This window comes from Streptomyces sp. NPDC005402 (assembly GCF_040606575.1).
GTDB lineage: Bacteria > Actinomycetota > Actinomycetes > Streptomycetales > Streptomycetaceae > Streptomyces.
This window is the reverse complement of sequence record NZ_JBEXFB010000033.1, coordinates 13,827-34,246: the sequence shown is the minus strand read 5'-3', so window position 1 is coordinate 34,246 and position 20,420 is coordinate 13,827. Positions and strand designations below refer to the sequence as shown.

Annotated in this window: 21 protein-coding genes; 13 read left to right on the top strand and 8 right to left on the bottom strand. The window is 72.1% G+C overall.

The window, feature by feature from the left end:
• The first annotated feature begins 104 nt into the window (after positions 1–104).
• Positions 105–542, top strand: a complete 438-nt coding sequence (locus tag ABZT02_RS40530; RefSeq protein WP_356027269.1) for a DUF4442 domain-containing protein — start codon at positions 105–107, stop codon at positions 540–542.
• Positions 543–613: 71 nt separating this feature from the next.
• Here the strand turns inward: ABZT02_RS40530 and galU are convergent, their stop codons facing one another.
• Entirely contained in the window at positions 614–1,567 is a 954-nt protein-coding gene (gene galU / locus ABZT02_RS40525) for a UTP--glucose-1-phosphate uridylyltransferase GalU (protein WP_356027193.1), read from the bottom strand.
• A gap of 466 nt (positions 1,568–2,033) precedes the next feature.
• Here galU and ABZT02_RS40520 point away from each other — a divergent pair, with 466 nt between their 5' ends.
• Together ABZT02_RS40520 and ABZT02_RS40515 are read left to right on the top strand one after the other, a co-directional pair.
• Positions 2,034–3,815: a ricin-type beta-trefoil lectin domain protein gene (locus ABZT02_RS40520; RefSeq protein WP_356027191.1), complete on the top strand. Its 1,782-nt coding sequence runs from the start codon at positions 2,034–2,036 to the stop codon at positions 3,813–3,815.
• Positions 3,816–3,914: 99 nt separating this feature from the next.
• Complete coding sequence (locus tag ABZT02_RS40515; RefSeq protein WP_356027188.1) at positions 3,915–4,565, top strand: DedA family protein; 651 nt, start codon at positions 3,915–3,917, stop codon at positions 4,563–4,565.
• Between the two features lie 27 nt (positions 4,566–4,592).
• On the opposite strand, the gene ABZT02_RS40510 is transcribed toward ABZT02_RS40515, so the two are convergent.
• Positions 4,593–5,126 (bottom strand): gamma carbonic anhydrase family protein, encoded by a 534-nt coding sequence (locus ABZT02_RS40510; protein WP_356027186.1) that lies wholly within the window; start codon positions 5,124–5,126, stop codon positions 4,593–4,595.
• 105 nt (positions 5,127–5,231) lie between these two features.
• Here ABZT02_RS40510 and ABZT02_RS40505 point away from each other — a divergent pair, with 105 nt between their 5' ends.
• Positions 5,232–6,020, top strand: a complete 789-nt coding sequence (locus tag ABZT02_RS40505; protein WP_356027182.1) for an acyltransferase — start codon at positions 5,232–5,234, stop codon at positions 6,018–6,020.
• Between the two features lie 96 nt (positions 6,021–6,116).
• On the opposite strand, the gene ABZT02_RS40500 is transcribed toward ABZT02_RS40505, so the two are convergent.
• Positions 6,117–6,974, bottom strand: coding sequence for an EamA family transporter (locus ABZT02_RS40500; protein WP_356027180.1), 858 nt, complete (start codon positions 6,972–6,974; stop codon positions 6,117–6,119).
• A 93-nt stretch (positions 6,975–7,067) separates the two neighbouring features.
• On the opposite strand from ABZT02_RS40500, the gene ABZT02_RS40495 reads away from it, so the two are divergent.
• Entirely contained in the window at positions 7,068–7,640 is a 573-nt protein-coding gene (locus tag ABZT02_RS40495; RefSeq protein WP_356027178.1) for an XRE family transcriptional regulator, read from the top strand.
• Positions 7,641–7,660: 20 nt separating this feature from the next.
• Entirely contained in the window at positions 7,661–8,218 is a 558-nt protein-coding gene (locus ABZT02_RS40490) for a YbaK/EbsC family protein (RefSeq protein WP_356027176.1), read from the top strand.
• Positions 8,219–8,257: 39 nt separating this feature from the next.
• Here the strand turns inward: ABZT02_RS40490 and ABZT02_RS40485 are convergent, their stop codons facing one another.
• Positions 8,258–9,382, bottom strand: a complete 1,125-nt coding sequence (locus ABZT02_RS40485; protein WP_356027174.1) for a cation diffusion facilitator family transporter — start codon at positions 9,380–9,382, stop codon at positions 8,258–8,260.
• A gap of 9 nt (positions 9,383–9,391) precedes the next feature.
• Here ABZT02_RS40485 and ABZT02_RS40480 point away from each other — a divergent pair, with 9 nt between their 5' ends.
• Positions 9,392–9,751 carry a metalloregulator ArsR/SmtB family transcription factor gene (locus tag ABZT02_RS40480; protein ID WP_352387062.1) on the top strand — a complete coding sequence of 120 codons (360 nt, stop codon included), beginning with the start codon at positions 9,392–9,394 and terminating at the stop codon, positions 9,749–9,751.
• Positions 9,752–9,769: 18 nt separating this feature from the next.
• Here ABZT02_RS40480 and ABZT02_RS40475 read toward each other — a convergent pair whose 3' ends face one another.
• The 4 genes from ABZT02_RS40475 to ABZT02_RS40460 form a co-directional block, all read right to left on the bottom strand.
• Positions 9,770–10,987 carry a 4-hydroxybenzoate 3-monooxygenase gene (locus ABZT02_RS40475; RefSeq protein WP_356027172.1) on the bottom strand — a complete coding sequence of 406 codons (1,218 nt, stop codon included), beginning with the start codon at positions 10,985–10,987 and terminating at the stop codon, positions 9,770–9,772.
• Positions 10,988–11,073: 86 nt separating this feature from the next.
• A complete protein-coding gene (locus ABZT02_RS40470) occupies positions 11,074–12,711 on the bottom strand; it encodes an APC family permease (protein WP_356027170.1) in 1,638 nt (545 codons plus the stop codon).
• Between the two features lie 131 nt (positions 12,712–12,842).
• Complete coding sequence (locus ABZT02_RS40465) at positions 12,843–13,250, bottom strand: CoA-binding protein (protein ID WP_356027168.1); 408 nt, start codon at positions 13,248–13,250, stop codon at positions 12,843–12,845.
• A 105-nt stretch (positions 13,251–13,355) separates the two neighbouring features.
• Complete coding sequence (locus ABZT02_RS40460; RefSeq protein WP_356027165.1) at positions 13,356–13,523, bottom strand: hypothetical protein; 168 nt, start codon at positions 13,521–13,523, stop codon at positions 13,356–13,358.
• A 283-nt stretch (positions 13,524–13,806) separates the two neighbouring features.
• Between ABZT02_RS40460 and ABZT02_RS40455 the strand changes: the two genes are divergently transcribed.
• From ABZT02_RS40455 to ABZT02_RS40430, 6 genes are all read left to right on the top strand, one after another.
• A complete protein-coding gene (locus ABZT02_RS40455) occupies positions 13,807–14,127 on the top strand; it encodes a DUF190 domain-containing protein (RefSeq protein WP_356027163.1) in 321 nt (106 codons plus the stop codon).
• 97 nt (positions 14,128–14,224) lie between these two features.
• Positions 14,225–14,941 carry a hypothetical protein gene (locus ABZT02_RS40450; protein WP_356027161.1) on the top strand — a complete coding sequence of 239 codons (717 nt, stop codon included), beginning with the start codon at positions 14,225–14,227 and terminating at the stop codon, positions 14,939–14,941.
• A complete protein-coding gene (locus ABZT02_RS40445) occupies positions 14,938–15,477 on the top strand; it encodes a histidine phosphatase family protein (protein WP_356027158.1) in 540 nt (179 codons plus the stop codon). Before ABZT02_RS40450 ends, ABZT02_RS40445 begins: the two co-directional genes overlap by 4 nt.
• Before the next feature lie 59 nt (positions 15,478–15,536).
• Entirely contained in the window at positions 15,537–16,163 is a 627-nt protein-coding gene (locus tag ABZT02_RS40440; RefSeq protein ID WP_356027156.1) for a YigZ family protein, read from the top strand.
• Between the two features lie 103 nt (positions 16,164–16,266).
• Complete coding sequence (locus tag ABZT02_RS40435) at positions 16,267–17,430, top strand: exonuclease SbcCD subunit D (RefSeq protein WP_356027153.1); 1,164 nt, start codon at positions 16,267–16,269, stop codon at positions 17,428–17,430.
• Positions 17,427–20,420 carry an SMC family ATPase gene (locus ABZT02_RS40430; RefSeq protein ID WP_356027151.1) on the top strand — a complete coding sequence of 998 codons (2,994 nt, stop codon included), beginning with the start codon at positions 17,427–17,429 and terminating at the stop codon, positions 20,418–20,420. The genes ABZT02_RS40435 and ABZT02_RS40430 overlap by 4 nt, the downstream gene beginning before the upstream one ends.

Genomic DNA, 20,420 nt, shown 5'->3' with positions numbered 1-20,420 from the left:
CCGTTTGCGTGTCCGTCTGCGTCAAGGAGACGCCGATCACTGGTGCAGGGCCTGGTCAGCGCGATCTACTCGTGGGTAACCTCCCGGGTATGAGCGCAGACCAGATGTCCGTCGGCGAGATGCTCGCCGCCACCGTGCCCATGGTTCGGACCCTGAACCTCGAGTTCCTGGAAACCGGACCGGAGAAGGTCGTGGTCGCCCTGCCCGACCAGGGCGAGTTCCACAACCATGTGGGCGGGCCGCACGCCGGGGCGATGTTCACGCTCGGTGAGTCGGCCAGCGGGGCGGTCGTCCTGGCCGCGTTCGGAGACCAGCTCTCGCGCGCGGTACCGCTCGCCGTCAACGCGGAGATCGCCTACCGCAAGCTCGCGATGGGCCCGGTGACCGCCACGGCGACCCTGGGCCGCCCGGCCGCCGAGGTCGTGGCCCAGCTCGACGCCGGGGAGCGCCCCGAGTTCCCGGTCACGATCGAGATCCGCCGCGGGGACGGGGCGGTCACCGGTGAGATGACGGTGGTGTGGACACTGCGGCCCAACGGCTGAGCGTGGCTCCCGGCGGCCGGCGTGGCCGGCGATGCCGGCATGGGGGGCCTCGCGTGCGAGTGCGCTGACCATCACGCCGCACGGCGCCGTCCCCCGCCAACCCGCTCGCCGCTCTCCAGCTCCGCCACGAACCCCTTGAGCCGGTCGGTGAACTCCGGGCCCAGGTCGGGGCGGGCGCAGGCCAGGCGGACCACGGTGCGCGGATAGTCCGCCTTGTCGCCGGTGTCGTAGCGCAGGCCGTCGAAGACCACCCCGTGGACCGTTCCGCCCGCTGCCAGTTCCTGGAGCGCGTCGGTGAGTTGGATCTCCCCTCCACGGCCCGGCGGGGTGCGGTCCAGGACGTCGAAGACCGCGGGGTCGAGGACGTAGCGGCCGATGACCGCGTAGGCGCTGGGGGCGGTTTCGGGGGAGGGCTTCTCCACGAGGCCGGTCACATGGACCACGCCCTTCTCCTCGGTCGGCTCCACCGCCGCGCAGCCGTAGAGGTGGATCTGTTCGCGCGGCACCTCCATGAGGGCGACCACGCTGCCGGCGTACCGGTCGCGGACGTCGAGCATCGTGCTGAGCAGGGTCTCGCGCGGGTCGATCAGGTCGTCGCCGAGGAGGACGGCGAAGGGCTGGTCGCCGACGTGGCGGCGGGCGCAGAGCACCGCGTGGCCGAGACCGAGCGGCTCGCCCTGACGGATGTGGTGGATGCCGGCCAGGCGCGCGGGATCGCGCACGGCGTCGAGCCGTACCGCGTCGCCCTTGGCCGCGAGGGCCTGTTCCAGCTCGAAGGCGTTGTCGAAGTGGTCCTCGATGGCCCGCTTGTGGCGGCCGGTGACCATCAGGACGTCGTCGAGGCCGGCCGCGGCGGCCTCCTCGACGACGTACTGGATGGCCGGCTTGTCGACCACCGGGAGCATCTCCTTGGGCGTCGCCTTGGTCGCCGGCAGGAACCGGGTGCCGAGCCCGGCGGCCGGGACGACCGCCTTGCGGACCGTGCGGGTGGGGGTAGTGGTGCCGGTCGTGTGGGGGACGATCATGCGGATCAGGCTGCGTCACGGTGTTGAGAGCACGCCGGGAGAAGCCTGGGAGCCAGCTGTGGACCCGGCCCGGCGCGGGAGATTTTGTGTGCCAGGCATCAAGCCCCGGACACAACGGGACGCCCGCATCCCGCTTAATTTCGAATGCGGGTGCGGATACCGCCGGTAACATTTCTGAACTCGCCTCTTTTTGAACATGGGTCACTCCACCTTCTTGTTTGCTGTACATCAATTGTGCGAAGGTGAGCGCCCCCCTGAAGGCCGGGTCGCACCTGACGCGACATAGGTATGCACCAATCAGGCGCCTGCTTTCCGAGGACGCGCATATTCCATGCGGTCCTGCGGCTTGGAAGGAATTGGTCCCGTGCAATCCGCTTACCCCCCACGACCCCCTTACCCGCCACGTCCCGGATCGAGTGCGGCGGAGTCCGACCGCAATCTCCTGGCCAGGCTGGGTGAGAACAGCGTGGACGGTCATGCCGTGGCGTTGCTGATGGCGCGACACTGGCAGGCGACCTACGAATACGCGGTCATCTGTCTCGCCTCCTGGTCCGGTTCGGCCTCGATGGCGGCCGCAGCGGCATTTCACCGCGTACTCGGCCGGGCGGGTGACGGTGCACTGCGTCCCCAACTTCTTGTTGCGGTGAGGGAGTTCGTCAAGGATTGGGCCGCGGACGACGAAGTCTCCGCCGTTCTGCCGGAACTTCGCAAGACGATCGGTGGCCGTGGTCTGCGCGCGGCGAGGTCCGTCACCCCCGAAAGGCGACTGCTCGCCGAGCGTGCATTCCGAGCCCTTCCCGGGGCTTCCCAATGCCTGCTGTGGCATGCCGAGGCAGAGTCCGAACCCATATCCGTACCGGCCGGTCTGCTGGGTGTGGACGCGTCCCGTGCGGCGGTCGCCCTGGAGCAGGCGCGCGAGCAATTCCGTACCGGCCTTGTCCGTGCCCACCGGGAACTCGCGCCCACCAGTGAATGCCGTTTCTACAATCGTCTCCTGGATGTCCCGATTCGTCGGGGCGGAGACCTTCTGCCCGATGTCCGCAAACATCTGACGGAATGCCGGTACTGTCGTCACGCCGCCGAACAGCTCAGCCATTTCGAGGGCGGACTCGAGGTGCTGCTCGCCGAGACGGTGCTCGGCTGGGGCGCCCACCGCTATCTCGACTCACGGCCCGCGCGTGCCGCCGAGCGTCCGGCCCCGGCTTCGCCCGGCGCGGCCCGTAGCAAGCCCGGCGGGCGCCACCGTCCGGTTCCGGCAGGCCTCCTCGCCCAGCCGCGCAAGAGCGCCCGGGCCGTTCTCGTGGGCGCCGGTCTGACCTCCCTGGCCCTGCTCGCAACGGTGCTGGTCACCAAGGGCTGGTCCGACGACGGGGGTGTTTCCACGCCCGGCGCGACCTGGGGCGCGGTGAGCGGCAACGCCGTACGGCCGAGCCCGTCGGGGGTCTCCCAGCACGCGGGGTCGCCGTCCACGGCCTCCATGAGCAACCCCGTCGAGGTCGCACACGGCAGACTCCGCAGCGCCGACGCCGGCCTGTGTCTCGACACCCACGACGGGCAGACCATCGACGGTACGAAGGCCGTGCTGGCGGAGTGCTCCTCCGCCGGGTCCCAGCAGTGGACGTACCAGGAGGACGGACTGCTGCGCAGCGCGGCCGACCCCCGACTCTGCCTCGACTCGGACACCGAGAAGCGGTCGGTGGTGGTCGCCGACTGCCTGACCGGCACAGGAGAGGTCCGTTACGACCTCACCGTGCGCGGCGAACTGCTGCTGCGCCGCGGCAAGGGGCTCCTGGTCGCGCCCGGCAAGGGCGAGAGCGTCGTCGTCACCGGGCGCAACGGCTCGAAGGGGCAGCGCTGGCTGCTGGAGTACGCCGACCAGAGCGCGCCGGCCCAGCAGGGCACGCAGTCGCCGCCGGACACGGAGTCGGGCCGGCCCTCCGGGGGGCCGGGCGAGGATCCGCTCAGGCCCGATCTGGCCCCGCCTTCCGAATCCGACGCCCACCCCGACCGGAGTCCCGGTCATCCCTCGGACCAGCAGAAAACCCCGCCCGAGCAGTACGGGACCCGGGTGGCCCAGGTCGACCACGACGACGCGCAGCCGGTGACTCCGGCCCTCCCGGCCGTGCCGGTCCAGCAGGCCGGGGCGGCGGTGGGCGCGGTCGTGGACACCGCGACATCGGTGACGGCGCTGGGCACCTCGGCCCTTGACGTACTCGGTGCCGGCGTGGGGCGGGGCGGCGGCGGGTGAACCTGTGCTCCGGACGCCGGTTCTCGTGACCCGGTAGGCTGCTCCGGCGTGCGTCGGTAGATGGCGCGCGCCGGAAGCGCGACTTGGGAGGAACCGGCGTTGCACGTCCAGGAATGGCTCGACACCGTGCCCCCGGCCGCCGTCTACGCCCTGGTGGGCCTGGTCATCGGTCTGGAAAGCCTGGGCATTCCGCTGCCCGGCGAGATCATCCTGGTCTCGGCGGCGCTGCTGTCCTCGCAGCACGCGGGGATCAACCCCGTGGTGCTCGGCGCGTGCGCCAGCGTCGGGGCGGTCGTCGGTGACTCCATCGGCTACGCGATCGGACGCAAGGGTGGCCGTCCCTTGCTCACCTGGCTGGGCAACAAGTTCCCGAGGCACTTCAGCGAGGGCCATGTCGCCACGGCGGAGCGGTCCTTCGAGAAGTGGGGCATGTGGGCGGTGTTCTTCGGCCGCTTCGTCGCCCTGCTGCGGATCTTCGCCGGGCCGCTCGCCGGTGTTCTGCGAATGCCGTACTGGAAGTTCCTGATCGCCAACGTGCTGGGCGGGATCATCTGGGCGGGCGGTACGACGGCGGTCATCTACTACGTCGGGATCGTCGCGGAGTCCTGGCTGAAGAAGTTCTCGTGGCTCGGGCTCGTGCTGGCCGTGCTGATCGGGCTGACCTCGATGCTGGTGCTCAAGCGCAAGGCGAAGAAGGCGACGGCGCAGCTTCAGGCGGCCGAGCCGGAGACCGTCCCGGCCGCCGACTGAGCCTCATGGCTCCACGCCCTCACTGCTTCACGGCTTCTCGTGCACCTCGTTGTGGGCCTTGGCCAGGTCCGCGTAGAGCGTCCCGTTCAGGGTGACCCCCTGACGCTCCTCCTCCGTCAGCTCCCGCCGCACCTTCGCCGGTACGCCCGCCACCAGCGAACCGGGCGGGACCTGCATGCCCTGCGGGACCAGTGCCTGGGCCGCCACCAGGGAACCCGCGCCGATCACCGCGCCGTTCAGCACCGTCGCGCCCATGCCGATCAGGCAGTCGTCCTCGACCGTCGCGCCGTGCACGACCGCGTTGTGCCCTACGGACACCCGCTCTCCGATCGTCACGGGGAAGCCGGGGTCGGCGTGCAGCGTGCAGTTGTCCTGGATATTGCTGTGGGCGCCGACTGAGATGCGTTCTACATCGCCGCGGGCCACCGCGCCGTACCAGAGACTCGCCCCCGCCTGAAGCGTCACGTCTCCGATCACCGACGCGTTGGGCGCCACGAAGGCCTCCCCGTCGATCTTCGGTTCCCTTCCGCCGATGCCCGTGATCAACGCCTTGTGCGCCATTTCGCCTCCTGGTTCGTGATATCCCGAACCGTACGCCACCCGGTGGGGCGAAGATCACAAGCCCGTCGTCCCATCTGGGCGCCGTGCGCTCAGTACGGTGAGCTCGTGCCGAAGAGCAAGAACACGTTCTCATCCTGGCGGGGCCGTCTCGTCCAGCGTGCCGTGCACGCGGGCTGGGCCTGGGTGCAGCGCACGGGCTCCGTCACCGCCGAGCGCCCCGGGCGCTTCCGCTTCGGCGCGCTGGGGGCGCACACCCGGCTGGCCTTCCCGCTCGGCACGGTCTTCGGTGAACCGTGGATCCACCTGGGCTCCCACTGCATCGTCGGCGAGCAGGTCACCCTGACCGCCGGCCTGATGCCCGACCTGGACCTCGGCCCGGAGCCGATCCTGCGCATCGGCGACGGGGTCGTGCTGGGGCGCGGCAGTCACGTCATCGCCGACACCACGGTCACCATCGGCAGCGACTGCTACTTCGGCCCGTACGTCTACGTGACGTCCACCAATCACTCCTACGACGATCCCCACGAGCCCATCGGCAAGCAGTGGCCGCGGATGGAGCCGGTGGAGATCGGGCCGGGGTGCTGGGTCGGGACGGGGGCGGTGATCCTGCCGGGGGCGAGGATCGGACGGAACGTCGTGGTCGCGGCCGGGGCCGTGGTCCGGGGCGTGGTGCCGGACCACGCCGTGGTGGCGGGGGCTCCGGCCCGGGTCGTACGCCGCTGGACCGCCGAGGACGGCTGGCAGCCGCCGCTCAGGACCCCGGCACCGGTGCCGATACCCGAAGGAGCCACGGCGGAACAGCTCAACGCGCTGGCCGACCTGGACGAGGAGACGGTGGCGAAACTCGCCGAACTGGACCAGGACGCGGCGACGCGACTTGCCGGACTGGACTGAGGCGCGCTGCGCGGCCGGGGACGAGCCTGCCGGGGCGACCGTCGTGAGCGGAGCGGGGGCCGTCCGGACCGTAGGGTCGCCGAGCCCATGGAGCGGTCAGCCCGTTGCGAGGAGCAGGGTGCCGAGCAGGGCCAGGCCCGCGCCGGCCGCCTGGAGCGCGCGGAGGCGTTCGCTGAGGAAGCCGCGGGCGGCCAGGGCGGTGACCACGGGGTAGAGCGAGGCGAGGACGGCGGCCACCGTGACCGGGCCGTGCTGGGCGGCTACCGAGTACGTGCCGTTCGCCGCCACGTCCGCGAGGCCGATGAAGGCGAGCGCGGGGAGGGACGGCCAGGGGAAGCCGGACGTCGGGAGCGCGGGCGTGCCCCGTTTCACCGAGACGTACAGGGCCGCGCCGCCCACCGCCACGTTGACCAGGCGCTGTACGAACAGGGCGAGAAACAGGCCGGTGACGGTCGTGGACGCCTCCGCGATCAGGACGAACACCGTGCCGAAGCCGAGCGCCGCGATCAGGGTGAGGACGATCGCCTGCCGCTGGACCGGGGCTCCGCGCAGCTGGGGGCCGCCCGCCAGGATCACTCCGGTGACGGCCACCGTGATGCCCGCGACCTGCACCAGGCCGGGACGCTCGCCGAGGAGAAGGCCGACACCGACCGGGACCGCCACGCTCAGCGTGCCCAGCGGGGAGACGACTCCCATCGGGCCCAGCGCGAGCGCCTTGTAGAAGCAGATCAGGGCGACCGGTCCGGCCAGCCCCGCGGCGACCGCGAACCACAGCCGAGGACCCGCCTCGCTCCAGCCGCCCGTCGCCACCACGATCGCGCCGAGGACTCCCGCCGCGATCCCCTGCGAGACCACCACGACCGTGAGCGCCGGGAGCCGCCGGGTCAGCATCCCGCCGCCGAAGTCGGCCAGGCCCCACAACAGGCTGGTGGCCAGGGCGAAGAATGCTGTCACGGCTTGCCTCGCAGTACAGTTCGGTGAACGATCGGGTGCACCCCACCGTAGTTCATTCAGCTGCACTGTGTCATACAGAATATTGGACGTGACGTGTCGGACCTCGACCTGCTGACCCAGTCCCTCGCGCGCAACGTCAAGCGCTGGCGGACCGAGCGCGGCTTCACCCTGGACACCCTCGCCGCCCGGGCCGGAGTGAGTCGCGGCATGCTGATCCAGATCGAACAGGCCCGGACCAATCCCAGCCTCGGCACGGTCGTGAAGATCGGCGACGCCCTCGGGATCAGCATCACCACGCTCCTCGACTACGAGCAGGGACCGAAGGTGCGGATCGTCCCCGCCGAGCAGGCCGTACGGCTGTGGCACACCGACGCGGGCAGCTACAACCGGCTCCTCGCGGGCGCCGAGGCCCCGGGCCCGCTGGAGATGTGGGACTGGCGGCTGATGCCGGGCGAGAGCAGCCCGTCGGACCCGCACCCCCCGGGCACGGTCGAGCTCGTGCACGTCACGGCCGGCGAGCTCACCCTCACCGTCGACGGGGTGGAGCACCGGGTCCCCGCGGGCGCGAGCGCCTCCTTCGAGGCGAACACGCCGCACACGTACGGCAATCAGGGCACGGTACCGATGGAGATGGTCATGGCCGTCTCGGTGCCGGGGGTGTCCTGAGCGGCTGTTAGCGTGCCGCCATGGACGCACCCATCGGACACTTCGACCACGCCGCCCCGGCCCCCGCCGCCCTCGACGAGCTGACCCGCCCGGTCGCCGACGCCGTACGCCACTGGAGCGGCAGCGTCCCCGCCGAGCAGATCGTGTACGTCGACACCGACCCGCAGTGGGCCGACACCGCGGTGTTCGTGCAGCACTACGGCCAAGAGCTCCTTGAGCAGTCGGCGAACTGTGTGGTGGTGGCCGGCAAGCGCGGTGGCGAGACCACTCTCGCCGCGTGCGTGGTGCTGTCCACCACCCGGGTCGACGTCAACGGGGTCGTCCGCCGCCAACTCGGCGCCCGGAAGGCCTCGTTCGCCTCGATGGACACGGCGACGGGGGAGACCGGCATGGAGTACGGCGGCATCACCCCGCTCGGACTTCCCGCCGACTGGCCGGTGCTGGTCGACTCGGCCGTGCTCGACCTGCCGTACGTCCTGGTCGGCAGCGGGCGGCGACGGGGGAAGCTGCTGGTGCCCGGCAAGGCGTTCGCGGAACTGCCGGGAGCGGTGGTGCTGGAGGGGCTCGGCGTCGCCTGACCGGGCCGCAGTGTCCTGACCGCGGGCCGCGGCGTCACCTCAGACCGGAGTGTGGTGGGCAAGGGCGTGATGCGGGTCCGCCTCGCCCGGGACCGGGGCCGGATCGGCGTGCACCAGGGCCGCCGTGAGGCGGGGCACCGCGTGCAGCAGAGCGTGCTCGGCCTCCACGGCGACCATGTGCGACTGACGTACCGTCATCTCGCCGTCCACCACGACCGCCACCTCCGCGCGCAGCCGGTGCCCGATCCAGCGCAGCCGCAACTCGCCCACCTCGCGCACCCCTTCGACCTCCCGCAGCGCGCCCTCGGCCCGGTCCACGAGGTCCGGGTCGACGGCGTCGAGCACACGCCGGAACACCTCGCGCGCCGCGTCCCGCAGGACCAGCGTGATCGCGGCCGTGATGGCCAACCCCACGATCGGGTCGGCGAGTTGCCAGCCCAGGGCCGAGCCGCCGGCGCCGACGAGCACGGCCAGTGAGGTGAACCCGTCGGTGCGGGCGTGCAGTCCGTCCGCGACCAGTGCGGCCGATCCGATGTCCCGTCCCACCCTGATGCGGTACCGGGCCACCCACTCGTTGCCCGCGAAGCCCACCAACGCGGCCGCGGCGACCGCGGCAACGTGCGCCACGGGACGCGGATCGAGCAGCCGGTCGATCGCCGCCCACCCCGCGAAGGCCGCGCTCGCGGCGATCGTCAGCACGATCACGATGCCCGCGAGATCCTCGGCACGGCCGTAGCCGTACGTGAAACGCCGGGTGGCCGCGCGCCGGCCCAGCACGAAGGCGATGCCCAGCGGTACGGCGGTCAGCGCGTCGGCGGCGTTGTGCACCGTGTCGCCGAGCAGTGCGACGGACCCGGACACGGCCACGACGACCGCCTGCATCAGCGCCGTGACACCCAGCACCGCCAGCGAGACCCACAGGGCGCGCATGCCGCGGGCGGAGGACTCCAGGGCGGAGTCGAGCTTGTCGGCGGTCTCGTGGGAGTGGGGGGTGAGGACGTGCGCCAGGCGGTGACGGAAGCCGTGGCGCCCGTGCCCGTGCCCGTGCTCGTGCTGGTGCTCGTGCTCGTGCGGATGGTCATGGCCGTGACCGTGCTCGTGGTTGCTCACGTGGTGCCCCTTCCGATGCGCGCGGTGGTGGACGTATCGCACCCGCGGCACCATTATGTGCGTATGAGCGCACGCATGCACCTATCAACTGCGCACGATGCGCACCCGCGCACCCCCGGCGAGGAACAGTTCGCCCTCGCCGCCGAGATCCTCGCCCTGCTCGGCGACCGCACCCGCCTCACCCTGCTGCACGCCCTGACCGGAGGAGAGGCCGACGTCACTACTCTCACGGAGGCGTGCGGAGCGGCCCGGCCGGCGGTCAGCCAGCACCTGGCGCGGCTCCGGCTGGCCGGGCTCGTGAACACCCGGAAGGAAGGGCGCCGGGTGATCTACACCCTGCGCGACGGCCATCTGCGACGGCTCGTCGACGAGGCCCTGAACGTGGCCGACCACCGGCTCAGCGACCGGCCGGTGCACGACTGAGGACCAGTACGTGAAAGGTCAGTACGCGGCCGACGTACCGAGGTACTGCTCCGCGAAGGTCGCGGCGGCGGCAGGTGAGGTGAACAGGCGGCGGAGGCGGGCGAACGTGGTGCCCGCGCGGTACTCGTCGCCCGACGAGGTGCCGTGGTAGACCTCGGAGAGCCACTGGGAGAACTCCTGGTAGTCCCACACGCGGCGCAGACAGGCCTCCGAGTAGCCGTCGAGGCCGCTGCCCTCGCCCTTGCCGAGGTAGGCGACGAGCGCGTCGCCGAGCAGGAAGGCGTCGTGCAGGGCGAGGTTCATGCCCTTCGCCGCTATCGGGGCGGTGAGGTGGGCGGAGTCCCCCGCGAGGAAGAGCCGGCCGTACGTCATGGGCTCGACCACGTAGTTGTGCATGTCGAGGACGCGCTTCTCGATCAGTCGGCCCTCGGTGAGCGGCGGGGTGCCGTCCGCGGCCAGGCGCTGCTGGAGTTCGGCCCAGACGCGGTCGTCGGACCAGTTCCCGGGGTCGTCGCCGGGCGGGCATTCCAGGTAGTAGCGGGTGACCTCGGGGCTGCGGGCCATGTGCCCGGCGAAGCCGTTCGGGTGGATGCCGAACAGGACGCTGTCGGAGGACGGCGGTGCCTCTGCGAGCAGGGCCAGCCAGCCGATGCCGTAGTCGTGCCGGGCGATGGTGGTGGTCTCGGGAAGGACGGTGCGGGTCACCCCGCGGGCCCCGTCGCAGCCCGCCACGAACTCGCACCGCACCAGGCGCCGTTCGCCCGAGTCGGCATCGGTGTACGACACGGACGGCCGGGGCGTCTCCAGGTCGTGCAGCCGGACGTCCCGGACGCCGAAGCGGATCTCGCCGCCCCTCGCGTCGGCGTACTCGCGGACCAGGTCCGTGACCAGCAGGGGCTGGGGGTAGACGAAGTGGTGCTGTCCCGTCAGCTCGCCGTAGGCGAAACGAAAGCGCTCGCCGGCGAAGCGGAACTCGCACTCGGTGTGCAACTGGGCCCGCTCCAGGAGGGTGTCGGCGAGACCGCGGTCCTGCAGTCCCCGTACGGCCCACTCCTCGATCACGCCCGCGCGGGGCCGCCGCTCGATGAACGCGCGGGTCTCCACCTCCAGGACGAGGCAGTCGACACCCGCGGCCCGCAGGATGTTGCCGACGGTGAGTCCGGCGGGCCCGGCGCCGACGATGACGACCGAACAGCGCTCTGGGGCACCCGAGTCGGGGCGGGAGGCGGAGGTCACCCGAACATTATGTCGGTGCCCCGCGGAGGGTGGGAGCGGTGCCGGGGCGCCTCCACACGCGGAGGCGCCCCGTCCGGACCGCTTCCTCAGTGCGCGGGAGCCTCCGTGACAACGACCTCGTCGATACTCCGCTCGATGTCCTCGGGACGGGAGGCGGTCGCCTTCGCCCAGTAGTAGATCACCAGGGAGAAGGCGGTGACGACCAGCATGTCCCACCACAGGCCCAGGTGTCCCTGGCCGCCGAAACCGCCCTGCCAGGAGATCAGGCCGAGACCGAGCAGATAGACCGGCAGCCACTGGGCGGCCTTCCAGTCGAGCCGGGGCGCGTCGGGCAGGCCGGCGCTCACCGCGTACCAGGCGTACCCGCCGAGCAGCAGGTAGCCGAGGACGATGGCCACCCCGAGCCGCCACAGGGTGTCCCAACCCGCCCAGTAGATGATCAGGTTGGCCACCACGAAGGACAGCGGGGCGATCACCTTGCCGGCGGGGAGCCGGTACGGGCGCTCCAGGTGCGGCAGCCGCTCGGCGAACACGCCGTACGCGAGGGGCGCGCCGGCGTACATGAGGACGCTTGCCGAGGTGATGAAGCCGACCAGTTCCTGCCAGCTGGGGAAGGGCAGGAAGCAGACCACGCCCGTCACGAAGGACATGATCAGGCCGAACCACGGCACGCCCCGCCCGTCGGTGCGGGCGAACACCTTCGGCGCGTAGCCGTTCTTGGCCAGACCGAAGGAGACGCGGGAGGTCGCGGTCGTGTAGATCAAGCCGGTGCCACCGGGGGAGATCACCGCGTCGAGATACAGCACCCAGCTCAGCCAGCCGAGGCCGACCACGGTCGCGAGGCCGGCCCAGGGTCCGCTGATGCCCTCGAAGTTCAGCTTGGCCCAGCCGTGGGCGAACGCGGAGTGCGGGAGGGCGACGATGAACACCAGCTGGAGCAGGACGTAGATGACGGCGCCGATCGCGACCGAGCCGAGGGTCGCCCGGGGCAGGTCCCGCTTCGGGTCACGGCTCTCGCCGGCGAGCTGGATCGCCTGCTCGAAGCCCAGCAGCGCGAAGATGATGCCGCTGGAACTGATCGCGCTCAGCACGCCCTTGGCGCCGAACGGCGCGAAGCCCTCCGAAGTGAAGTTGCCCGGATGGAAGTTGCCGACCGCGATGACGAAGATGGCGACGAGCGGCACCCCGATCTTCCACCAGGTCGCCGCGCTGTTGGTGAACGCGAGCACCCGGACGCCGAAGAAGTTGACGGCGACGAAGACGGCCATGAGGAACACGGCGACCGCGAGACCACCGGCGGTGAGCGTGCCGTCGGCGTGCTGCAAGCCCTTCGCCCAGCTCCAGTGCCCGGCGTACCCGATCATGGCCTCGACCTCGATCGGTGCCACGGTCGCCGCCTGGAGCCAGGAGAACCAGCCGAAGGACATTCCGGCCAGGCCGCCGAACGCGTAGTGCGGATAGCGTGCCGTACCGCCCGCCACCGGGAACATGCCGCCCAGTTCGGCGTGCACCAGGGCCAGCAGGACGATGGCGACCGCGCCGATGATCCACGAGATGATCGCCGCGGGGCCGGCCGTGACGACCGCCTTTTCCGCGCCGTAGAGCCAGCCGGAGCCGATGATGGACCCCACCGAGGCCCACATGAGTCCGATCAGCCCGACGTCACGCCTTAGGCCGCCGCCCGGGGTCCCCTTTGTCGCAGGTGCTGAATCGACGCTTACCATAAATTAAGGGGCCTCTCACGGAATACATACTTTCGATGTACAAGAGGCCTCAGATTACGGATGGACCGTATTTGGGTTGAAGGTGGCGGTCGGTAATTTGACTTTCCTGCGGGGAATTCCTTGCGAGCGTTTCAGGAAATACGGGGGATCTCGATCGCCGGGCACTTGTCCATCACCATGTCGAGGCCGGCGGCGCGGGTGCGGTCGTAGGCGGGCTCGTCGATGACGTCGAGCTGGAACCACACCGCCTTCGCGCCCTTGGCCACGGCCTCGTCGGCGACCGCCCCTGCCAGGTCGCTGTTCACGAAGACGTCGACCACGTCCACGTCGAAGGGGATGTCCGCGAGGGAGGCGTACCCCTTCTCGCCGTGCACGGTCTCCGCCTTGGGGTGAACCGGCACGATCCGCTTGCCGTGGCGCTGGAGCACTTCGGCGACCCGATAGGCCGCGCGTCCCTGATTCGACGAGAGGCCCACGATCGCCCACGTGTCGCCGAGCTCGGTGAGGATTCTGCGGACAATTGCTGCGTCGCCGTACACGCTCGGCTCCTTGTGATGGGTGCGAGGACTGTTGTGGTCGGCAACAGCGGGCGGGCGCGGTTGATTCCGCGGCGGGGGGACGGGAGGGCCGGGGACGGGGGGCGATCATCGGTACGCGGAGAGTGCGGCGAATTCGAGGCCGAGACCGGTGGCCGCCGCACCCGCGCCGCTGAGGACGGCGTGGGGGAGAGCGTCGTCGGTTCGACGGGCCGGTGCGGAACTCCCGTTGTAGTGGCTGGGCAGGCACTGGCGGGCCGTGCGGGTGTGTCCCAAGCCGGCTGTCCAACCGTTCGTCCAGCGCCAGTTGGGCGCGGATCGGACAGGCCGTGCCGGGGCGAGCTGGTTGGCCGTTCGAGGCGTGGCACGGCAAAGGGTGCGTCCACGCGGTGTCCGGCAGCCGGGTGGACGCCGGGCAGGCGGAGGAGGGGAGCGCGGAGCGATGGCGCAAGCAGCGGTGCGGGAACTCGCCCGGGGATACATCGTGTTCCGGGCAACCCTGGTCCGAAGGCCCGTCGGGGCGTAGCTTGCGCAGCAGCCTCACGGCAGGGGGTGGCCGATGTCCGGGTACGACACGCTCGCCGCACGTCTCACCATCCATCTCGACGCCTCACAGCTCTGGCACCACCGGCCCGCCTACGCCGAACTCGTCCACCGGGCCCACCGTGCGGGCCTGGTCGGCGCGAGCGTCTTCCAGGGCATCATCGGTTTCGGAGCGGGCGACCCCAAGTCCGCCAAGGGCCCCTGCGCGGTGGTCCTGGTCGACGAGGAGCCGCGGCTGCGGTCCTTCCTGCCGCTGGTGGCCGACGTCCTGGGCGAGACGTCCGCGGTCGCCGTCCTGGACCGCGTCCGCGTCCACTCCCCGCGCGTCGACGAGTGAGGAGAGGGGGTCCGAGCCGGCGGTTGCGTTCCGTGACTGTGTCCGAAATACCGGTCAGTCACCTGCGCAGGGCTCTCCGCCCGCCTACGCTCGCCCCGTGCTGCGCATCACCGACGCCCGAACCGGCGAGCCCGTCGACGCCGTCCGCGCCCTGAGGGGCCTGACCCGAGTCGAAGCCCATGTACCCGGCTACGACACCTCCGCCCTCCGCATCTTGCTCGTGGCCGATCTCCTCGTCCGGGCGCTGGAGATCGGTGGCACGCCCGTGTGGGCGCTGCTCACCGGCGACCGCGAACAGGCGGAGCTGCACGCGGGCGCCGCCGCCCTGGGCATCCGGCCCTTCGAGGACCGCCGGGACGTCGGCCCCGGCTGGGGCGAGTCCCAGGTCGTCCATGTGGTGGGAGAGGGCGGTGCGGCCCCGGACGGGATCCGGATCGCCGTCGCGCCCGTCGAAACTGCGGACCTCCCGGAGGGCACCGACCCCGCCGAGATCCGCCTCGCCCTGCTCACCCCGCCCCGGAGCGCGCCCGCACGGCTCGACGAGGCGGCCCTGGCCGACGCCCGCGCCACCCTCGTACGCTGGCGCCGGGCCGTCGCCGCATGGGCCCGGCATCCGTCCCGGCCCGTCCCCGAGAAGGTGCGCGGACGGCTCCGTACCGCCTGGGAGGACGACCTGGACGTACCCGAGGTGCTGCGCGTGCTGCGGTGGGTCGAGGAGTCGGACCTGCCGGAGGGCGCCCGCTTCGAGACGTACGCCTACGCGGACCGGCTGCTCGGTCTCGACCTGACCCGCGATCTGGGATCCCCGGCGTGATCGAGCGCACCGCGGCGGGCCCGCCGCGTCGACTGGTGGTGCTGAGGCACGCCAAGTCCGTCTGGCCCGAGGGCATCGCCGACCACGAACGCCCCCTCGGGCCCCGCGGCCACCGGGACGCGCCGGAGGCGGGACGCGTTCTCGCCGCCTGCGACCTGCTCCCCGACCTCACCCTGTGCTCCACCGCCGTACGCGCTCGGCACACCTGGGACCTGGCGTCCGCCCAATGGGGCACTCCGCCGCCGGTACGCCTCGCCCCCGAGCTGTACGGAGCCGACGTACCGCAACTGCTGGCGGCCGTGCGCGAGACACCTCCCGAAGTCGTGACACTGCTCCTCGTCGGACACAACCCCGGTCTGGAGGAACTGGTCCTCACGCTCGCCGGGGACGGCCTGGACGACGCGCAGGCCCAGGTGCGGATGAAGTTCCCGACCTCGGCGATCGCGGTGCTGGCCTGGCACGGCACGTCCTGGCGGGCCCTGGAGCCGGGGACGGCACTGCTCACGTCCGTGATGGTGCCGCGGGGGAGGAAGTGACCGAAGCAGGCCCATGCGGGCCCGCGGCCGCCGTTTCGATCACGGACTAGGCTGACCGGATGCAGGACGAGTACCGCACAGTGGCCCGCGCGGGCGTGCACGAGACCGAGGTCAACCGCTCCCGCTTCCTGTGCGCCCTCGCCCCGGCGGCCACCGAGCAGGAGGCTCAGGACTTCGTCGCGTCCGTCCGCAAGAAGCACGCCGACGCCACCCACAACTGCTACGCGTACGTCATCGGCGCCGACGCCGGCGTCCAGAAGGCGAGCGACGACGGCGAACCCGGCGGCACGGCGGGTGTCCCCATGCTCCAGATGCTGCTGCGCCGGGACATGCGGTACGTCGTCGCCGTCGTCACCCGCTACTACGGCGGTGTCAAGCTCGGCGCGGGCGGACTCATCAGGGCGTACGGCGGCGCGGTCGGCGAGGCCCTGGACGCCCTCGGCACGCTCACGCGCCGCCGGTTCCGCCTCGCCACGGTGACCGTCGACCACCAGCGCGCGGGCAAGGTGCAGAACGACCTGCGGTCGGCCGGACGCGAGGTACGGGACGTCCGCTACGGCGAGGCGGTCACGATCGAGATCGGGCTGCCGGACGCGGACGTGGAGGCGTTCCGGGGGTGGCTGGCGGACGTGACCGCGGGGACGGCGGGGTTCGAGCTCGGGGGAGAGTCGTACGGAGACGCCTAGTTGGGCGTTCCGGGCATAACGGGCTTTTCTCTTTCTGGTCATGACGGGTCGATACGGGAGTAACCGCCCGTGATGTCAGACCCGGCCGTTAGGGTCGGGGATCATGAGAATGCTGCACACTTCCGACTGGCATCTCGGCCGGGCGTTCCACCGGGTCAACATGCTCGGGGCCCAGGCCGAGTTCATCGGTCACCTCGTCACGACCGTGCGGGAGCACGGGGTGGACGCGGTGGTCGTGTCGGGAGACGTGTACGACCGTGCGGTGCCGCCGCTCGCCGCGGTCGAGCTGTTCGACGACGCCCTGCACCGGCTCGCCGACCTCGGCGTGCCCACGGTCATGATCTCCGGGAACCACGACTCCGCCCGCCGCCTGGGGGTCGGCGCGGGACTGATCGGGCGGGCCGGCATCCATCTGCGGACCGGGCCGGCGGCGTGCGGGATTCCCGTGGTGCTCTCCGACAGCCATGGTGACGTGGCCTTCTACGGCCTGCCCTATCTCGAACCCGCCCTGGTGAAGGACGAGTTCGGCGTGAAGAAGGCGGGCCACGAGGCCGTGCTCGCCGCCGCCATGGACCGGGTCCGCGCCGACCTCGCGACGCGCGCGCGGGGGACGCGGTCCGTCGTCCTCGCCCATGCCTTCGTCACCGGCGGCGAGGCCAGCGACAGCGAGCGGGACATCACCGTGGGGGGAGTGGCCGCCGTGCCCGCCGGTGTCTTCGACGGGGTCGACTACGTGGCCCTCGGGCATCTGCACGGCAGCCAGACCATCACCGAGCGCGTGCGCTACTCCGGCTCCCCGCTGCCGTACTCCTTCTCGGAGACCGACCACCGCAAGAGCATGTGGCTGGTCGACCTGGACGCGGAGGGCGCGGTCACCGCCGAGCGCGTCGACTGTCCGGTGCCGCGGGCGCTGGCCCGGATCCGGGGGACGCTGGAGGAACTCCTCGCCGATCCGCGGCTCGTGCCCCAGGAGGAGGCCTGGGTCGAGGCGACCCTCACCGACCCCGTCCGCCCGGCGGAACCCATGGCCCGGCTCTGCGAGCGCTTCCCGCACACGCTCAGCCTCGTGTTCGATCCCGAGCGGGCACCGGACGACCCCGATGTGTCCTACGCCCGGCGGCTGGCAGGGCGCAGTGACCAGGAGATCGCCGAGGACTTCGTGGCGCATGTGCGGGGCGCCGGGCCCGACGAGCGTGAACAGGCCGTGCTGCGGGACGCGTTCGACGCCGTGCGCGCGGACGAGGTCGTGCGGGAGGTGGCGCGGTGAGGCTGCACCGGCTGGACATCACCGCCTTCGGACCGTTCGGCGGCTCCCAGACGGTCGACTTCGACGAGCTGTCGGCGGCCGGGCTGTTTCTGCTGCACGGGCCGACGGGTGCCGGGAAGACGTCCGTGCTCGACGCCGTCTGCTACGCGCTGTACGGCTCGGTGCCGGGCGCCCGGCAGAGCGGCCAGGGGGCGGCGCTGCGCAGTGATCACGCAGCCTCAGGCGCCCGCACCGAGATCCGCCTCGAACTCACCGTCGCCGGACGCCGGTTGGAGATCACCCGGCAACCGCCGTGGGAGCGCCCGAAGAAGCGCGGTACCGGTACGACGCTCGACAAGGCGCAGAGCTGGCTGCGCGAGTACGACGGCGTGGCCGAGGCCTGGAAGGACCTGAGCCGGTCCCACCAGGAGATCGGCGAGGAGATCACCCAGCTGCTCGGCATGAGCCGTGAGCAGTTCTGTCAGGTCGTGCTGTTGCCCCAGGGCGACTTCGCGCGCTTCCTGCGGGCCGACGCCGAGGCGCGCGGCAAACTGCTGGGACGCCTCTTCGACACCCACCGGTTCGCCGAGGTCGAGAAGCGGCTGGCCGAGCGACGCCGCGCGGCCGAGGCACAGGTGCGCGAGGGCGATTCCGCGCTGCTGGCCGACGCGCACCGCATGCAGCAGGCGGCCGGTGACGCCATGGAGCTGCCCGGGCTCGCGCCCGGTGAGCCGGGGCTGGCCGAGGCCGTCCTGAGCGCGGCCGCCGTCGCCCGCAGCACCGCCCGCGAGCAGTTGACGATCGCCCACTGCGGACTCGGTGCCGCGGAGTCCGCCCAGGCCGCCGCCGAGCGCACCCTGGCCGACGTACGCGAAGTCGACCGGCTGCAACGCCGGTTCGCCCAGGCACGCGAGCGGGCCGCGCTGCTGGAGCAGCGGGCCGACGGCTACCACCAGGCACAGGCCCGGATGGAGCGGGCCCGCAAGGCGGAGGCGGTGGCGCCCGCACTGGAGCTGCGCGAGGCGGCCGAGGCCGAGCACCGGCGGGCGGCCGTGGCCGAGACACGCGCGCGTGGGCTGCTGCCGGAGACCTTCGCGGGGGCGGGCGCCGCCGGACTCGCGACCGCGGCACGCCGGGCGGCCGAGGAACTGGGCGGCCTGGACGCGGCCCGGCGCGCCGAGCAGCGGCTCGCCGAACTCTTCGCGGAACGCACCGACCTGGACCGCCAGGAGCGCTCCGACGACGGCGTCCTCCAGGAGGCCGAGGCCTGGCTCGCCGGGTGGGAGGAGACCCGCACCGGCCTTCAGTACGCCGTCGACTCCGCCCAGGAGGCGGCCACCCGCGCCGAACAACTGGCCGTGCAGCGGGAGCCCGCCCGCAAGCGGCTCGCCGCCGCACGCCAGCGCGACCAGTTCGCCCGGGACACCGACGACGCCCAGCATCAGGTCATCGAAGCGACGGATCGCGCCCAGAAAGCCCGCGCCGACTGGCTGGACGTCAAGGAGCGGCGGCTGAACGGCATCGCGGCGGAACTGGCCGCACAGCTCACCGACGGCGAGCCCTGCGCGGTCTGCGGCGCCACCGAGCACCCCGCCCCCGCCCGCAAGGACGCCGGTCACGTCGACCGGGAGACCGAGGAGCGCGCGCTCGCCGTCTCGCAGCACGCCGACGAACAGCGGGCCGAGGCCGAGCGACGCCTCGCCTTCGTCCAGCGGGCGCTGGCCGCCGCCCAGGGGGAGGCCGGTGACACCGCCACCGAGGAACTCGCCGTCCAGGCCGACGACCTGGAGCGCGAGTACACCCGGGCCCGCACCCTCGCCTCCGCGCTGCACACCGCGACGGAACAGCTGCGCCAGGCCGAGCGGGAGCGAGAACAGCGGCTGTCCGCCCAGCAGGAGGCCGCCGTGCGCACCGCCTCCCGGGGTGCCCGCCGGGACGCCCTGGAGCGGGAACGCACCACCCTGGAAGCCGAGTTGGCCGAAGCGCGCGGCGCAGCCGACAGTGTGGCCGCCCGCGCCGCCCAGCTGGAGCGGCAGGCCGCGCTGCTCACCGACGCCGCCGACACCGCACGCGTCGCCGAGGACACCGCCCAGCGGCTCAAGGACGCCGACGCCCGCCTCGCCGACGCCGCCTTCCGGGCCGGCTTCGACACCCCGCAGGACGCGGCCGCCGCCCTCCTCGACGAGGCGGCCCACCGCGATCTCCAGCACCGGCTGGACGCCTGGCAGGCCGAGGAGGCCGCCGTACGTGCCGTGCTCGCCGAGGGCGACACCGCCGAGGCGGCCCAGCAGCCGCCCGCCGACGTCCTCGCGGCCGAGCGGGCCGCCGCCGACGCGGGCCACCGAGTCCGCGAGGCCGCCTCCGCGCGCGACGCGGCGGCCCGGCGCTGTGCCGAACTGGACCGGCTCTCCGCCCGCTCGGCCGCCGGCCTCGGACGGCTGGCGCCGCTGCGCGAGGAGTACGACCGGGTGGCCCGGCTGTCGTCGCTCGCCGCGGGCACCTCCGCGGACAACGAACGCAAGATGCGTCTGGAGTCCTATGTGCTCGCGGCCCGCCTGGAGCAGGTGGCGGCCGCCGCGACCGCGCGCCTGCAACGCATGTCGTCCGGCCGCTACACCCTCGTCCACTCCGACGACCGCACCGGACGCGGCCGCAGCGGACTCGGACTGCACGTCGTCGACGCCTGGACCGGACGCGAGCGGGACACGGCCACCCTGTCGGGCGGCGAGACCTTCTTCGCCTCGCTCGCCCTGGCCCTCGGCCTCGCGGACGTCGTCACCGACGAGGCAGGCGGGGTCCGGCTCGACACGCTCTTCATCGACGAGGGCTTCGGCAGCCTCGACGACCAGACCCTCGACGAGGTCCTCGACGTCCTGGACTCCCTGCGGGAACGCGACCGCAGCGTGGGCATCGTGAGCCACGTGGCCGACCTGCGCCGCCGTATCCACGCGCAACTGGAGGTCGTGAAGGGGCGGACGGGGTCGGTGCTGAGACAGCGCGGCGGAGGCTGA

Bases quoted from the DNA above. Each gene is read 5' to 3' on its own strand.
- ABZT02_RS40510 (WP_356027186.1), bottom strand. From the start codon at position 5,126: ATGGCGCACAAGGCGTTGATCACGGGCATCGGCGGAAGGGAACCGAAG.
- ABZT02_RS40490 (WP_356027176.1), top strand. From the start codon at position 7,661: ATGGACGCACCCATCGGACACTTCGACCACGCCGCCCCGGCCCCCGCC.
- ABZT02_RS40480 (WP_352387062.1), top strand. From the start codon at position 9,392: ATGAGCGCACGCATGCACCTATCAACTGCGCACGATGCGCACCCGCGC.
- ABZT02_RS40455 (WP_356027163.1), top strand. From the start codon at position 13,807: ATGTCCGGGTACGACACGCTCGCCGCACGTCTCACCATCCATCTCGAC.
- ABZT02_RS40530 (WP_356027269.1), top strand. From the start codon at position 105: ATGTCCGTCGGCGAGATGCTCGCCGCCACCGTGCCCATGGTTCGGACC.
- ABZT02_RS40470 (WP_356027170.1), bottom strand. From the start codon at position 12,711: ATGGTAAGCGTCGATTCAGCACCTGCGACAAAGGGGACCCCGGGCGGC.
- ABZT02_RS40435 (WP_356027153.1), top strand. From the start codon at position 16,267: ATGAGAATGCTGCACACTTCCGACTGGCATCTCGGCCGGGCGTTCCAC.
- ABZT02_RS40440 (WP_356027156.1), top strand. From the start codon at position 15,537: ATGCAGGACGAGTACCGCACAGTGGCCCGCGCGGGCGTGCACGAGACC.
- ABZT02_RS40485 (WP_356027174.1), bottom strand. From the start codon at position 9,382: ATGGTGCCGCGGGTGCGATACGTCCACCACCGCGCGCATCGGAAGGGG.
- galU (WP_356027193.1), bottom strand. From the start codon at position 1,567: ATGATCGTCCCCCACACGACCGGCACCACTACCCCCACCCGCACGGTC.